The following is a 15,389-nucleotide window of genomic DNA, read 5'->3' as shown; positions in this document are numbered from 1 at the left end:
ATAGGAGGTGTTGTAATGGAAAAAAAGACTTACTATGTCGATATTGGAAGTGGTGAAATTTCTCAAGTCAAGTACCAAAATAATGATAGCTTTACAATTAATGCAACTCAAGAAGAAGTTACGATGCTAAGGGCTAAGTTTAGAAATATGGATGGTTCAGCACATGATAGCTTTTGGAGGGCTCATGTACCAATTATGCCTTATCATAATGACAAAGCAAATGATAGATATGATGCAGGTTTAATTGATGTCTATCAAATGCTCTATGATTTAGGTGATAAGACAGTGAAAAATCATATTAAAAGCATTGGTATTTTAGGAGAAAATCATATATAGGCAAGTACAGGAATAGGATATATTATCTTATTCCTTTTTTGTTTAGTTATCTTACTTTATAGGGAATAGTATAAATAGAAGGTAGGTGGGAAAACTATGAGACTTATTATTGCGCTTGTGGCAATTGGAGTGGGGATAGGCTATGTTATGCCATTACTAGGTAATGAACAAACAGTTCAACATTCTATTCAAAACCAAAATGGTACCCATTCTATTACACATGATGAAATTGTAGAATTAACTGATGATTTTATGACTACCCTTGTACAAGACATTGATTCAAACTATAAGGTGAAAAATTATCATAATAAAGATTCCCTAATTAAGGCATTTAGTGATATCACGACAGAAGAAGTCGTCAGGATATATGTTGATTACTATTATACTGAAGAAGATGACAGTTTATATATCATCCCTACGGAAACTCCGCCATGGTTTAATAAACAGAATCAATATGATGTGGTACAATTAGAAAAGAATAAAGTACTAGTAAAGCAAGAAAACAAATCCGAATTATTTGCAGATTATGGAATTGATTTCGAGTTTACTTTTGCAAACCAGAAGTGGAAGATCACAAAAATAATACATCGATGAAGTTAGGTAGCTGATATATGTTTAGATTTCGAGATTTTTATAAAAATGAGGTTCAACTCTCTTTTCGTAACCATCCTTTCTCAAAGGATCCAAGGCATGTCTGGGTCATATGTCGATACGACAATAAATGGCTATTAACGAAACACAAAGATCGGGGATTGGAATTTCCAGGTGGAAAAGTAGAAAAAGGGGAGAGCCCAAAAGAAGCAGCGCTGCGTGAAGTAATGGAAGAGACTGGTGGAGTAATTAAAAAAATTCAATATATAGGTCAATACTATGTTGCTGGTAAAGCGGGACATGTCGTCAAAAATGTTTATTATGCTGAAGTAGAGAAGCTAGAAGTCCAGGATACCTATTATGAAACAGAAGGACCTGTCTTATTAGAAAAAATCCCTAGAAATGTTAAATATGACAATAAATATAGTTTTATTATGAAAGATGATGTTTTAACCTATTGTCTGGAAAAACTAAATTTTCCCCACATGTAACGGAAGAAAAATTCATGAAAAACATTCTTTATAAAGAGTGTTTTTTATTTTTGTAAGATAGCTTTCTTGGTATAATCTTTATAGTACTAATAATTTGAATTGTTTTATTTGCAAGGAATAAGGAAGGAGTATTATTTTGGATAGCAAACAAATCCAGGCTTATTTCAAGTTAATAGAAAACCAACGATATGATTTTTATAATACAATAGCTGAATCAGGTGTTGATCCACAGAATAGGCCATTACCAGACAAATGGTCTGTAAATGAAACAATTTATCATCTTGTTCTTATGGTGAGATTGGTTAGAAGGTTTTCTTCTTTTTATCTTCCAATTATGCTTCCATACGGAAAATTACGTAAAAATAGACCATATAAAATTGCAACGTACAATATTTATGAAGAATTTACTCAGAATAAGAAGAAATCAATGAATGCACCTTTTGTTTTAACACCACCAAAAAACATCCATCAAAAAAAAGACCTCAAAGAACTTCAGCAACTGCTAAATTTTGAAACAGATAAATTAAAAAATAAGCTTTCTAAGCTTGATGAAAGAGTTGCAGGTCAAATCAGATATCCAGACCCCATTGCTAATTACCCAAATGTTGTTCAAAGTGTACACTTATTAGCCATACATGAACAACACCATTTCGATCTTACACTAAATTATGAGTTGCAAAAAAACATAGAATAATGGTTCTTAGTCGAATGGGGTAATGATTATTAAAATTCCTTATTGAACGTAAAGTGATTATGTATAAAATTATGTAGAACTGAGGTAATCTAATGAACCTTGATACACCGATAGCACAAGGAAATACCGCTAAAATATATCGATGCGAAGATCAAATTATTAAAGTATTTCATGATTATTTTCCCCAAGAAGAAGCTATAAATGAAGCTGCAAAGCAAGAGGCAGCTAGAGTAAGTGGTCTTCCTGTTCCAAGAATTATCGATGTGACAACAATAGATGGGAATCCTGCCATTATTATGGCATATATAAAAGGCAAGACATTAGGAGACTTATTATTGGAGAATCGGCATAAGGCAGATTATTATATGGGTATTTCAGTAGATATTCAGCTCAAAATTCACGAAATATGCCTTAATACAATTGAACCAATGGCTAAAAAGCTGAAGCGACAAATACAATTAGCCAGTAAGTTAAATGAGATACAGAAAACTAATCTACTTAATCAATTAGATCATATGAAATTTGACGCAAGGCTATGTCATGGTGATTTTCATTTATTTAATGTCATCATGTCAGATAACAGAGTCTTCGTTATTGATTGGGTTGACTCCAGTGTAGGAGATATTCGTGCAGATGTGTGTCGAACGTATCTTTTGTATTCTCAACAGTACGAGGAATTAGCAGAATTATATTTGAACCTTTACTGTAAAAAAAGTGGAATATCGAAAGGTGAAATTATGGAGTGGGCACCAATTATTGCAGGTGCTAGGCTTTCAGAAATCGTATTAACAGAAGATCAGGGAAGACTATTGAAAATTGTTCAAGGAGATTAGCGAAAAATACATGGGGGACCGATTTGAAAAATAACTTCATAATTACTAAATATCATCAGAAATACGCTAAGCAGACAGTGGAAATGTGGAGAGAAAGCAAAGAGAAGGCGATCGGTCAGAAAGAACGTCTTAGTTTTGAAAATCATGTTTATTTTTTAAATCATATTTTACCGGAACAATTTCAAATTTACTTAGCATTGGCGCAGCATTACTAAATCAAGCTAAAAACCATTCAAGTGGCAGTCTAAAACTATACACATTTGAAGTTAATAAACGTGCGCAACAGTTTTATGAAAAACATGGATTTAACATTATTTTAAGAGGGCATGAAAATGAGGAAAATTTACCAGATATTCAATATGAATGGATATCCAAATAGTAGAGCATTTATTTGTATCCAATGTAAAGGAAGCTTAGAATTTTACTATCCAAGCTTCCTTTTTATTCATTCTTTGTCTGTGCTTTTTCATATATAATTAATATATCTAAGTTGTATGTTTAATCAGCCAACCTTCTATTCTCTCCACAACCTTATACATAATAGCAGCAAAGATTGCAATTAGAATCAGGGCAGCCATAACGAGTGTGAAATCAAATACCTGGAATCCGTAAACAATCAGGTATCCTAATCCTTCTGAAGAAACCAGGAATTCTCCGACAATAACACCAACCCAAGATAATCCTACATTTACTTTTAAAGTAGAAATCATAACAGGTAAGTTTGCTGGAAATACTGCCGACTTAAAGCATTGCCATCGAGTAGCACCGAAGCTTTTTAATACCTTTTCATAGTTTGGATCTACTTCACGAAATCCAGTATAGACAACGATTGTCGTAATGATAATGGATATTATCGCTCCCATCGCAATGATTGCAATATATCCAGGTCCCAAAGCTACAATGATAATTGGCCCCAATGCAACTTTAGGCATCGCATTCAAAATTACAAGATATGGATCAGATATTTTTGAAAATCTAGCTGATGACCATAATAAGGATGCGAGCACAATTCCAAGCAGTGTCCCAATAATAAAACCAGCTAACGTTTCAAACAACGTTACTAATGTGTGAGAAATCATTGATCCATCCGTTAATTTTTCAATTAATAGATTGTAGACTTTAGTTGGGGAACTGAATAGCAATGGATCAATCCAGTTCGTTCTACTTGCAATTTCCCATAATCCAAAAAAACCTACTAGAATAATTGCTTGCCAGATGAAAACAATTCGTTTTTCGCGTTTTAGGCCCTGCATATGCTTATCAAATAGAATGTGATCTCCTTTATTAGCCATTGCTACATCCCCTTTCCGGGCAGGATTTAAACAGATTGTGTTTCATTTTTGTTTAACTCCTCCCAAACTTTGTCGAAAATTGATTGGTATTTAGGATGCCTGCGAACTAGAAAAGGCATTTCATTCCGTAACTCAATTGGTACTTCAAATGTTTTTGCGATTTCACCTGGATTCGCACTCATTACTATGATTCTGTCACTCATAGCAATTGCTTCTCCAATGTCATGGGTAACTAGAATTGCAGTCTTGTGATAAGCGTGTAGAAGCTTGAAAACTAAGTCTTCCAATTTTAGCTTTGTTTGATAATCTAATGCTGAAAATGGTTCATCTAATAATAGGATTTTAGGATCTGTTATTAAGGTTCTTACTAAGGCGACACGCTGACGCATTCCGCCGGAAAGAGAGGGGGGATATTGATTTTCTACATTATATAATCCAACCTCTTCTAGAAGCTCTATTGCCTTTGCCTTAATTTTCTGATCTATATTATTGTGGATTGTTGGGCCAAGCAAGACATTATCTAAGATAGTTTTCCACGGGAATAGATAATCTTGCTGTAGCATGTAGCCTATTGCTAGTTCAGATTCTGTAATTGGTTTGTTATCTAGAAGTACCTTCCCTGAGGTCTGTTTCATAATACCCGAAACAATTGAGAGAACCGTTGATTTACCACAACCACTTGGTCCGAGTAATGAAACGAATTCACCCTCTTTTACAGAGAAAGAGATATCATCTAAAGCCTTTGTATAGTCATTTTTACCAAAGTAATGATGCGTTACATTTTCTAAGGTTAGAAAGGACATGTTTTCCCTCCTTAGTTATTGATGACGTCCTCTGCTATTTCTGTGTTTACTAATTCTTCGTAAGAAATCTCGCCATCAGGTAATTCCCCTGCTTCGTTCATGATGTCTTTTAAGTTATTCCACTCTTCTTCATCCAAGATTGGGTCAGTTGCAAAGGATCCTTGACTTTTATATCGCTCAATGGAGGAAGTAAGAATATCTAAATCAACATCCTCGAAGTACTTTTGTATCGTTTCAGCGATTTCGGATGAATCCGTTTCTTGTACCCATTGTTGTGCTTTATAAATGGCTCTTGTGAATTTTTCAATGTTTTCTGGTGTTTCATCAATATAGCTTTGTTTCGCCATAAATACGGTGTAAGGTACATGGCCGGATTCTTCACCAAATGATGCGATTACGTGTCCATTACCCTCTTTTTCAAAGACACTTGCAGTGGGTTCAAATAACTGTACGTACTCATAGTCACCTGATAAGAATGCACCTGGAATATTAGCAAATTCAATGTTTTGATGTAGTGTTAAATCATTATGTGGATCAATGCCATATTTTTTTAGAACAAATTCCCCAACCATCTGTGGCATACCGCCCTTACGCTGGCCAAGGAAATTGGAGTCTGTTAGGTCCTCCCATTTAAAATCAGGCTTTTCTTCCTTTGCAACTAGGAAAGTCCCATCTGTTTGCGTTAATTGAGCAAAGTTAACAGCATAGTCCTTTGAATCTTGTGCATAAACATAGACAGAAGTTTCAGAACCAACAAGAGCAACATCAATTCCGTCTGATAATAAAGCGGTCATTGTTTTGTCGCCACCCCATGTTGTTTGTAATTCTACGTCTAATCCTTCCTCTTCAAAGAATCCCTTTTCAATTGCTACATATTGTGGTGCATAGAATAGAGAGCGGGTAACCTCTCCTATTTTTATTGTTGTATTTTCGCTACTGGAACCACAAGCAGAAAGGAACAAAAGCGCGAGTACCGAGAATATCGCGATTAATTTAATCTTTTTCATTCTAACCGACCCTTTCAACATCGAGTATTTAACGTCAAAACAGTTTATGCGAAGTGAAAAAAATGTGTGAATGCCTATGTAGGGGATTTTTTCTGGAAGATAAGAGTGACATAAAATGAGGAAGGGTCACAAGGTTATTGGTCAATGTCTCAAGATAGGAATGGAGAGGTCACAATGTTCCGGATATCCGTCACAAGCATTGATAATGCATGACAATTAGCAAAAGAAAAAAACCGACCTAAATAGTAGATCGGCATAAAATAAAATTAATTATATAAACCCTCTTGGGATGAGGACAAGATTACTTATATAGTGGTCCTGCCGCAGCAATTTCAGCACTTACATAAGAGAATTTCGTGAAGTTTTCGTGGAACTTTTGCGCAAGTTCTTTTGCTGCAATTTCATAAGCTTGTTGATTTTCCCATGTATTCTTTGGTACCAATACTTCATCAGGTACTCCTGGGACGTGAGTTGGAACTTCTAAACCAAAGATGTTATCTGTAATTGTTTCTACGTTGTTCAGTTCACCTTCAAGTGCTGCATGTACCATTGCTCTTGTATATGAAAGCCTAATACGACCTCCAACTCCATATGAGCCCCCAGTCCAGCCGGTATTAATCAAGAACACATTTGTGTTATGTTGATCAATTTTTTCACCAAGCATCGTAGCATACGTAGCTGGTGCTAGAGGCAAGAATGGTGCTCCAAAACAAGCAGAGAATGTTGCTTGTGGCTCTGTTACACCTCGTTCAGTACCTGCTAGCTTACTCGTATAACCACTTAAAAAGTGATACATTGCTTGTTCTTTTGTTAATTTACTAATTGGTGGTAATGTACCAGAAGCATCAGCAGTTAAGAAAATAATGGTACTTGGATGTCCAGCAATACTAGGATCAACAATATTATCAATATGCTCTAACGGATAAGCAGCTCTTGTGTTTTCTGTTAGAGTAGTATTATCATAGTCTGGTATCCGAGAATTTTCTTCTAGTACTGCGTTTTCTAATACAGAACCAAATTTAATGGCATTGAAAATTTGTGGTTCCTTTTCTTCTGACAGATTTATGCATTTTGCATAGCATCCACCTTCGATATTAAAGACACCATTAGAACTCCAAGCATGCTCATCATCTCCAATTAATTTACGATAAGGATCAGCCGATAAGGTTGTTTTACCAGTACCGGAAAGTCCAAAGAATAAAGCAACATCGCCTTCTTTGCCAAGGTTTGCTGAGCAGTGCATGGATAGAATATTTTGTTCTGGTAGTAAGTAGTTCATAATAGAAAAAATGGATTTTTTTATTTCGCCAGCATATTCTGTACCACCAATTAAAATCACTCTATATTTAAATGAAACAAGGATAAAAGCTTCAGAATTAGTTCCATCAACTGTAGGATCTGCTTTGAAAGTAGGAGCAGAAATTACTGTAAATGATGGATCGTGAGTTGCTAATTGATCCTCTGTTGGGCGGATAAATAATTGCTTGGCGAAAAGATTATGCCATGCAAATTCATTGATTACTTGAATGGGTAATTGATAATTTTTATCTGCACCAGCATACCCATTAAATACATATACTTCATCATTTGACTTTAAGTGGGCAATTACTTTTTCATATAGCTTCTCAAAAACGCTCTCTTCTATTGGTTGATTCACTGTACCCCAATCTACTTTACTTTCAGATATGGAATCCCTTACAATAAATTTATCCTCTGGAGAACGTCCAGTATATTTACCTGTAGTTGCAAGTACCGCACCGGTATTTGATAAAACACCTTCTTTACGTGAAAGTACTTTTTCTACTAAAGTTGCGACAGATAAATTTTTCTTTACACTTTTCTGTGATAGAAGTTCTTCCAATAGTGAAGATTTCATTACCGTATTCATTAAAATTACCTTCCTTTTATGAGAGATTAAATGAAGAAAGATTCCTTCGACGATACATTTATTTCCTGAAATTAATTATTAGTATAACACATTGGGATAAATAGTCCATACTATATAGTATATTTTATCGTATAATTTTATTAAAATTACGTGACAATGAAATATCCAGTTGACATGGGACAATAGATTCAGTTAACCTACAATAGAGCGGATACTCTCTTATTCAGAGTTGGCGGAGGGACGGACCCTATGAAGCCCAGCAACCATCACGTATTGTGAAAAGGTGCTAACCTGATGCAAGGAAAATTCCTTGAACAATAAGAGCGAAAGGCTGGTTATTCCTTTCCTCATGTCTTTTGAAGGAAAGGCTTTTTTTGTAATTAGGAAAGTATATAAACTTTCAGCCGACATAAGAAAAACTGTTACATTTGCTAGTGACAGCGAATGCGAGTTTATCTAACGTTAAAAAAGGTAATAACACTGATGAAAATAAGAGTTCCGTACCAAGAAATTAGAGGGAGGATTTAGCCAAATGGCTAAAAATCGTCGTTTATTTACTTCTGAATCTGTAACAGAAGGTCATCCAGATAAAATCTGTGATCAGATTTCAGATTCTATTTTAGATGAAATTTTAAAGAAAGATCCAGTTGCTCGTGTTGCTTGTGAGACAACTGTTACAACTGGTTTAGTTTTAGTTGCAGGTGAAATTACAACTTCAACATATGTGGACATTCCTGCTGTCGTTCGCCAAACTATTAAGGATATAGGTTATACACGTGCAAAATATGGTTTTGATGCAGATACATGTGCCGTATTAACAGCAATTGATGAGCAATCACCGGATATTGCTAGTGGTGTTAACCAAGCTCTTGAATCTCGTCAAGGAAAAATGACAGAAGGTGAGATTGCTGCAATTGGTGCTGGTGACCAAGGGTTAATGTTTGGATATGCTTGTAATGAAACAGAAGAGCTAATGCCTTTACCAATTTCATTAGCCCATAAACTATCGAAACGCTTAAGTGATGTTAGAAAAGATGGTACACTAGGCTATTTAAGGCCGGATGGAAAAACACAGGTTACTATTGAATATGATGAACAGGACCAACCAGTTCGGGTGGATACCATTGTTATTTCAACACAACATTCACAAAAAGTAACTTTAGAACAAATAGAGAAGGATTTAATGGAGCATGTAATCAAGCCTGTTGTCCCTTCAGAATTATTGGATGAGGAAACTAAATATTTTATTAACCCAACTGGAAGATTTGTAATCGGTGGTCCACAAGGTGATGCTGGTTTAACTGGTAGAAAAATTATTGTGGATACGTATGGTGGTTATGCTCGTCATGGTGGGGGAGCATTTAGTGGTAAGGATCCGACCAAGGTTGACCGTTCTGCTGCATATGCTGCTCGTTATGTTGCTAAGAACATTGTAGCAGCAAAATTAGCAGATTCTTGTGAAGTCCAATTAGCCTACGCTATTGGCGTTGCTGAACCAGTTTCTATTGCTATCAATACATTTGGTACAGGTTCAGTTAGCGAAGAAAAATTAGTTGAAGCCGTGCGTAAACTATTTGATTTACGTCCTGCAGGTATTATTCGTATGTTAGATCTTCAAAGACCAATCTACAAAGAAACTGCAGCATATGGTCATTTTGGTAGAACTGATGTTGAATTTCCATGGGAAAAGACAGACAAGGTAGTAGATTTAGTGGGTTTGACAAAATAAGATTTAAAAAACCGCTTGATGCTGTGCGCATCAAGCGGTTTGTATTCTAATATAACCAAGTAGAATTAAAGCTCCAAACCCAAATCTGTATGTTCCTTGTAATATTTTCCTTTTTCCACGTAAGAATTGCGAACGCGTTCCATTTCCTTATAATCTGCTTCTGTTAATGCGCGCACAACTTTTGCTGGACTTCCCATTGCCAACGAGTGTGGAGGGATTTTTTTACCAGGGGGTACAAGACTTCCAGCAGCGATAAAAGCACTTTCTCCAATTTCTGCGCCATCTAATATGATAGATCCCATCCCAATTAACGCATTTTTCCTAATAATGCTTGAGTGTAATGTAACTTGATGCCCAACCGTTACATCATCTTCAATTACTAACGTATGATTAGGACTTTGATGGAGCATGGATAAATCCTGAATACTTACACGTTTTCCAATTCTAGTTGGTGCAACATCACCACGGATTACGGTTTTAAACCAAATACTTGATTCCTTGCCAATTTCTACATCACCAACAATTACTGCATCCTTTGCAACAAAAACAGTCGGATGAATCGTTGGGGAGACATTTTTATAATGATGAATCATTACACTTCCTCCTTTGTTTATTTTTTCTGTATAGCAATAATAAAAGGTGGATTATTTTTTTGATTGATAAATCCATATTGTAAGACGCTGTACTTTTTCTGGTCTAGTGAAATCACATGCTTAAGAATGGAGTTTTTTTCTTCTTCTCCACCTTCATGACCGTAATATACTACTAAGATAATCCGTCCACCTATTTTTAAATAGTGTAAGATGGTGTTAATTGCTTTAATTGTCGACGCACCTTCCGTGATAACAGTTTTATCACTCTTTGGTAAGTAACCAAGATTAAAAATAGCACCGCCAATAGTCTCTTCTAATTCTTTTATTAAATAATTTTCAATGTTGGCATGGCTATCTAATACTAGAGAAACATTCGTGCAGTTATTATCCATCAATAACTGATCAGTATTATCAATTGCCTGTTCTTGAATATCAAATGCGATTACTTCCCCAAATTCACCAACTAGTTTACTTAAAAATAATGTATCATTGCCATTTCCACACGTTGCATCAATGACGGTTTCTCCTTGCACAATAATTTCTTCTAATAAATGATGGGAATAATTTAATATACTTTTCATCGATGTACTCCTTATAAAATCAATCTGTATTAAGAATAGCATTTCTAATAATTTAACGGAAATCAAATGTCATGTACATTTTTCATAAGATTCCATATAATAAAAGATTAAAAAAGGAATATCTTGACAAAGCTAGTAGTATTCATTACAATTCAATTTAAATATTGAAATGCGATGCGAAGGAGTAGTAGTAAACAAGTTCAGGTAAAGAGAGGTAATGGCTGGTGTGAATTGCCCCTGACAAGTTACGAACTCGCCTTCAAGGCAGCACGAGTGAAATGAAAGTAGCTCATGCCGTATATCCACGTTACGGATACAAGTGAACGTATTATGCGTTAATTTGGGTGGTACCGCGGGAATAACAGCTTCTCGTCCCTTCATAGGGATGAGAGGCTTTTTTTATTTTATAAAATAAAAGGAGGAGTAAAGATGAGTTTTAATCATCATGAAATTGAAAAGAAATGGCGAAATTATTGGCTTGATAATAAAACCTTCAAGACTGATGCATCATCCGACAAGAAAAAATTCTATGCACTAGACATGTTCCCTTATCCATCCGGAGCAGGGCTTCATGTTGGACATCCGGAGGGTTACACGGCAACTGATATCTTGTCACGTATGAAGCGGATGCAAGGATATGAAGTGCTTCACCCAATGGGGTGGGATGCATTCGGACTTCCGGCAGAACAATACGCGCTTGACACAGGAAATAGCCCTGCCGAGTTCACGCAAAAAAATATCAATACCTTTAAAAGACAAATTCAAGAACTTGGATTTTCCTATGATTGGGATCGTGAAATTAATACTACAGATCCAAATTACTATAAATGGACACAGTGGATTTTTACAAAGCTTTATGAAAAAGGTCTGGCTTACATTGATGAAGTTGCGGTTAACTGGTGCCCTGCGCTTGGAACAGTACTTGCCAATGAAGAAGTTATTGATGGGAAAAGTGAACGTGGTGGACATCCAGTTGTTCGTAAACCAATGAAACAATGGATGTTGAAAATCACTGCCTATGCAGACAGACTTCTAGAAGATTTGGAAGAATTGGATTGGCCAGAAAGTATTAAAGATATGCAGCGTAATTGGATTGGTCGTTCTGAAGGAGCGGAAGTAACATTTAGTATTGACGGACATGATGAATCGTTTACAGTATTCACTACTCGTCCAGATACATTGTATGGAGCTACTTATGCTGTACTAGCACCGGAGCATCCTTTTGTAGAGAAAATTACTTCTCCAGAGCAAAAAGAAGCAGTAAGTAAATATCTAGATGCGGTTCAAACGAAATCTGATTTAGAAAGAACAGACCTAGCAAAAGATAAAACGGGAGTGTTTAGCGGAGCATATGCCGTTAATCCTGTAAATCAACAAAAAATGCCTATTTGGATTGCTGATTATGTTCTAATGACTTATGGTACTGGTGCAATTATGGCAGTACCAGCACATGATGAACGTGATTATGAATTTGCAACAAAATTTGACTTGCCAATTGTTGAAGTAGTAGCTGGTGGAGATATATCTAAAGAAGCTTATACAGGAGATGGGGAACATGTAAATTCTAGTTTCCTAAATGGCATGGATAAGGAAGAAGCTATTACAAAAATGATTGCATGGCTTGAAGAAAATGGCGTAGGAACAAAAAAGGTAACCTATCGTTTGCGTGATTGGTTGTTTTCAAGACAGCGCTATTGGGGTGAACCAATTCCAGTTATTCATTGGGAAGATGGCTCCATGACAACTGTACCAGAAGAAGAATTGCCACTAGTACTACCAGAAATGACTGAGATTAAACCATCTGGTACTGGTGAATCTCCACTAGCAAATAGTGATTGGGTAAATGTGGTTGATCCGAAGACAGGTATGAAAGGACGCAGAGAGACAAATACAATGCCACAATGGGCTGGTAGCTGTTGGTACTTCCTACGTTATATTGATCCGGAAAATAGTGAAAAACTTGCCGACCCAGAATTGCTAGAAAAATGGCTGCCGACTGACATTTATATAGGTGGAGCAGAACATGCCGTACTACACTTGCTATATGCTCGTTTCTGGCATAAGTTCCTATATGATATTGGCGTTGTTCCTACAAAAGAACCATTTACAAAGCTTTTCAATCAAGGAATGATCTTAGGTGAAGGCAATGAGAAAATGAGTAAATCAAAAGGAAATGTAGTAAATCCTGATGATATCATTGAATCTCATGGTGCGGATACACTTCGTCTTTATGAGATGTTTATGGGGCCATTAGATGCTTCAGTTGCATGGTCTACTAATGGTCTAGATGGTGCAAGACGTTTCCTTGATCGTATCTGGCGACTATTTATAAATGAAGATGGAAGCCTATCAAGTAAAATTGTTGATAAGACTGATACTAATCTTGAAAAGGTGTATCATGAGACAGTGAAGAAAGTATCAGAGGATTTCAATCATCTACACTTCAATACAGGTATTTCACAAATGATGGTATTCATCAATGAAGGATACAAAACGGATGTACTTCCTAAAGAGTATGTAGAAGGTTTTGTAAAACTACTTTCACCAGTTGCCCCTCATATTGCAGAAGAGCTTTGGAGCCATTTAGGATATGAAGGTTCAATAAGCTATGAAGCATGGCCAACATATGATGAGTCTAAATTGGTTGAAGATGAAGTAGAAATTGTTGTTCAAGTATTGGGGAAAGTTCGTGCTAAGCTAAAAGTAGCAAAAGATATTTCAAAAGAAGAACTTGAAAAGAAAGCACTGGATGACGAATCTATTAAAGAATGGATTGAAGGAAAAACAGTCCGTAAAGTAGTTGTTGTCCCAGGGAAATTAGTAAATATAGTTGCAAACTAACTTAAATGAGGCTGTCTCATTATATGGGACAGCCTCATTTTTATTTAATTGCTAGGCATCCACTTTGTTTGTAGAAGAATCCATTTATCTCTATCGTAATACCATAGAGATTCGACTGTTCCTAATTGGTCAGCATGATAAGCTCCACTTACTTGCTGATAACTTTTTAATCCATAGCCTTTACTTTTACTGATAAACTTAGGTTCAAGGAAAGCTATTGGGTCCACCATGGCAGAAGTTTCCTTTATTAACTTTCCATCTTTACTATAAAGACCGAGCCGTATATAGTCATCCTTTCTATTGTGTACATCAACAATAATCGGCTCTGAGTTTGGAGAAATAGTAACTCCCACTTTAAAGTTATCTAAAAAGTTTCCTTTCACAAAGGGTTGTTCAGGTAAGGGAAGTTCTGATAAATTATTTTTAACCAGAGTATGGAGATGATATTGATATAAACCTCCACTACCACCTGTTGCACTTTGAAAGAAAATATCATTTACTTTATCATGATTCAGGTCGATAAATGATAGGTTAGGTTCATAACCCCCCATATATGGAATTTCCCACACCTTATTTTCGGAGGTGGTAATAACTGCAACTAAGTCACGGTAATAGTTTGAATCTGGCGAAAATAGTACACCTTTTAGTTCAATAATTTCTTTTAAGCCGTTTCCAGTTAAATCTTCTTCATATGTTTTTATAACCTTTAACTCGTTTTCATTCTTATTTTCTTCTAAACCATTTATGTAATAATTATCCAAGCATATAAATAATAATAGTATTAGAGTTGAATAAACTATCTTTTTCATTATATCTCCTCGTTTTCTTTTTATAGTTTGGTTATCGTTTGTAATTTGAATGAAAGCTATTCAGTGGAACACATGTAAATGGAATGCATATAATATCGTTGTATTTAACATAATGTGGGAAATACTGGTAGTAAAAACTTCTTCATATTCCATTGACTAGTATTCCAAAGGGGTGTAATATGTATTCTATTGTTGTTGATTGATAGAAAAGTTTATTGATAAAAATAACAAAAAAATAATAAATCTAGTTGACATAATATTTCCTACGTGTTATATTGGATTATGTTGCTAAACGTTATGTTGATTGCTTTTGAAAAATAACTTTTAAAAACTTGTTGACATAATATTAACGACGTGATATACTTTAAAAGTTGTCGCTTGAAGCGGCAAAAAAAGATTTTGCTCCTTGAAAACTGAACAAAACAACCAGTATGTAAGAAAAAACATACCCTGTTTTTTCTATTAAAGAAATACTAAAAGCTAGCGTGCTTTTAGTAGCTGAGAACTTAATTGACTTGTTCAATTATGATAAACAAACTTTTTTTTGGCAAGAGCGGGTTGCACAAGTGCGACTACGCTTTTGACAAAACCAAAAGCAAGTCTTCTTTGGAGAGTTTGATCTTGGCTCAGGACGAACGCTGGCGGCGTGCCTAATACATGCAAGTCGAGCGAGTGAAACTAACTGATCCCTTCGGGGTGATGTTAGTGGATCTAGCGGCGGACGGGTGAGTAACACGTGGGCAACCTACCTACAAGATCGGGATAACTCCGGGAAACCGGGGCTAATACCGGATGATATTCTTCTTCGCATGAAGAGGAAATGAAAGGCGGCGTAAGCTGTCACTTGTAGATGGGCCCGCGGCGCATTAGCTAGTTGGTGAGGTAACGGCCCACCAAGGCA

The 15,389-nt window shown here is 35.8% G+C and carries 14 protein-coding genes, 1 rRNA gene, 1 pseudogene, 1 riboswitch and 1 other annotated feature; of the genes and pseudogenes, 9 read left to right on the top strand and 7 right to left on the bottom strand.

The features are described 5' to 3' along the window. Positions 1-15 precede the first annotated feature (15 nt). From K332_RS0107970 to K332_RS22185, 6 genes and pseudogenes are all read left to right on the top strand, one after another. Entirely contained in the window at positions 16-336 is a 321-nt protein-coding gene (locus tag K332_RS0107970) for a hypothetical protein (protein WP_026906969.1), read from the top strand. A gap of 96 nt (positions 337-432) precedes the next feature. Continuing rightward, on the top strand, positions 433-930 hold the full coding sequence (locus K332_RS0107965; protein WP_026906968.1) for a hypothetical protein: 498 nt from the start codon (positions 433-435) through the stop codon (positions 928-930). A gap of 17 nt (positions 931-947) precedes the next feature. Further along, positions 948-1,418 carry an RNA deprotection pyrophosphohydrolase gene (ytkD, locus tag K332_RS0107960; RefSeq protein WP_026906967.1) on the top strand — a complete coding sequence of 157 codons (471 nt, stop codon included), beginning with the start codon at positions 948-950 and terminating at the stop codon, positions 1,416-1,418. A gap of 136 nt (positions 1,419-1,554) precedes the next feature. Further along, on the top strand, positions 1,555-2,112 hold the full coding sequence (locus K332_RS22190) for a DinB family protein (protein WP_051359390.1): 558 nt from the start codon (positions 1,555-1,557) through the stop codon (positions 2,110-2,112). 92 nt (positions 2,113-2,204) lie between these two features. Continuing rightward, a complete protein-coding gene (locus K332_RS0107950; RefSeq protein WP_026906966.1) occupies positions 2,205-2,945 on the top strand; it encodes a phosphotransferase family protein in 741 nt (246 codons plus the stop codon). Positions 2,946-3,028: 83 nt separating this feature from the next. Beyond that, positions 3,029-3,324: pseudogene (locus tag K332_RS22185) on the top strand (GNAT family N-acetyltransferase). Positions 3,325-3,430: 106 nt separating this feature from the next. On the opposite strand, the gene K332_RS0107940 reads toward K332_RS22185, so the two are convergent. The 4 genes from K332_RS0107940 to pckA form a co-directional block, all read right to left on the bottom strand. After that, positions 3,431-4,237, bottom strand: a complete 807-nt coding sequence (locus K332_RS0107940; RefSeq protein ID WP_026906965.1) for an ABC transporter permease — start codon at positions 4,235-4,237, stop codon at positions 3,431-3,433. Positions 4,238-4,263: 26 nt separating this feature from the next. Next, positions 4,264-5,040, bottom strand: a complete 777-nt coding sequence (locus K332_RS0107935) for an ABC transporter ATP-binding protein (RefSeq protein WP_026906964.1) — start codon at positions 5,038-5,040, stop codon at positions 4,264-4,266. Positions 5,041-5,051: 11 nt separating this feature from the next. After that, complete coding sequence (locus K332_RS0107930) at positions 5,052-6,047, bottom strand: ABC transporter substrate-binding protein (protein ID WP_026906963.1); 996 nt, start codon at positions 6,045-6,047, stop codon at positions 5,052-5,054. A 301-nt stretch (positions 6,048-6,348) separates the two neighbouring features. Continuing rightward, positions 6,349-7,935: a phosphoenolpyruvate carboxykinase (ATP) gene (pckA, locus tag K332_RS0107925; RefSeq protein ID WP_026906962.1), complete on the bottom strand. Its 1,587-nt coding sequence runs from the start codon at positions 7,933-7,935 to the stop codon at positions 6,349-6,351. A gap of 216 nt (positions 7,936-8,151) precedes the next feature. Beyond that, a riboswitch (SAM riboswitch) is annotated at positions 8,152-8,259 on the top strand. Positions 8,260-8,467: 208 nt separating this feature from the next. Here pckA and metK point away from each other — a divergent pair. After that, positions 8,468-9,664: a methionine adenosyltransferase gene (gene metK / locus K332_RS0107920; RefSeq protein WP_026906961.1), complete on the top strand. Its 1,197-nt coding sequence runs from the start codon at positions 8,468-8,470 to the stop codon at positions 9,662-9,664. 65 nt (positions 9,665-9,729) lie between these two features. Here metK and K332_RS0107915 read toward each other — a convergent pair whose 3' ends face one another. Together K332_RS0107915 and mnmM are read right to left on the bottom strand one after the other, a co-directional pair. Beyond that, on the bottom strand, positions 9,730-10,257 hold the full coding sequence (locus K332_RS0107915) for a gamma carbonic anhydrase (protein WP_026906960.1): 528 nt from the start codon (positions 10,255-10,257) through the stop codon (positions 9,730-9,732). A gap of 17 nt (positions 10,258-10,274) precedes the next feature. After that, positions 10,275-10,838, bottom strand: a complete 564-nt coding sequence (gene mnmM / locus K332_RS0107910; RefSeq protein WP_026906959.1) for a tRNA 5-(aminomethyl)-2-thiouridylate-methyltransferase MnmM — start codon at positions 10,836-10,838, stop codon at positions 10,275-10,277. Positions 10,839-11,003: 165 nt separating this feature from the next. Beyond that, positions 11,004-11,218: a binding site (T-box leader), on the top strand. 49 nt (positions 11,219-11,267) lie between these two features. On the opposite strand from mnmM, the gene leuS reads away from it, so the two are divergent. Continuing rightward, positions 11,268-13,679 (top strand): leucine--tRNA ligase, encoded by a 2,412-nt coding sequence (gene leuS / locus K332_RS0107905; RefSeq protein ID WP_026906958.1) that lies wholly within the window; start codon positions 11,268-11,270, stop codon positions 13,677-13,679. A 44-nt stretch (positions 13,680-13,723) separates the two neighbouring features. Here the strand turns inward: leuS and K332_RS0107900 are convergent, their stop codons facing one another. Continuing rightward, on the bottom strand, positions 13,724-14,488 hold the full coding sequence (locus K332_RS0107900; protein WP_026906957.1) for a hypothetical protein: 765 nt from the start codon (positions 14,486-14,488) through the stop codon (positions 13,724-13,726). 603 nt (positions 14,489-15,091) lie between these two features. Here K332_RS0107900 and K332_RS0107895 point away from each other — a divergent pair. Beyond that, positions 15,092-15,389 (top strand): 16S ribosomal RNA (locus K332_RS0107895); the annotation flags it as partial.

Source organism: Paucisalibacillus globulus DSM 18846 (assembly GCF_000482485.1).
Classification (GTDB): Bacteria; Bacillota; Bacilli; order Bacillales; family Amphibacillaceae; genus Ornithinibacillus; species Ornithinibacillus globulus.
Note: the sequence above shows the minus strand (reverse complement) of the source record. Positions and strands in the feature narration are given on the sequence as shown.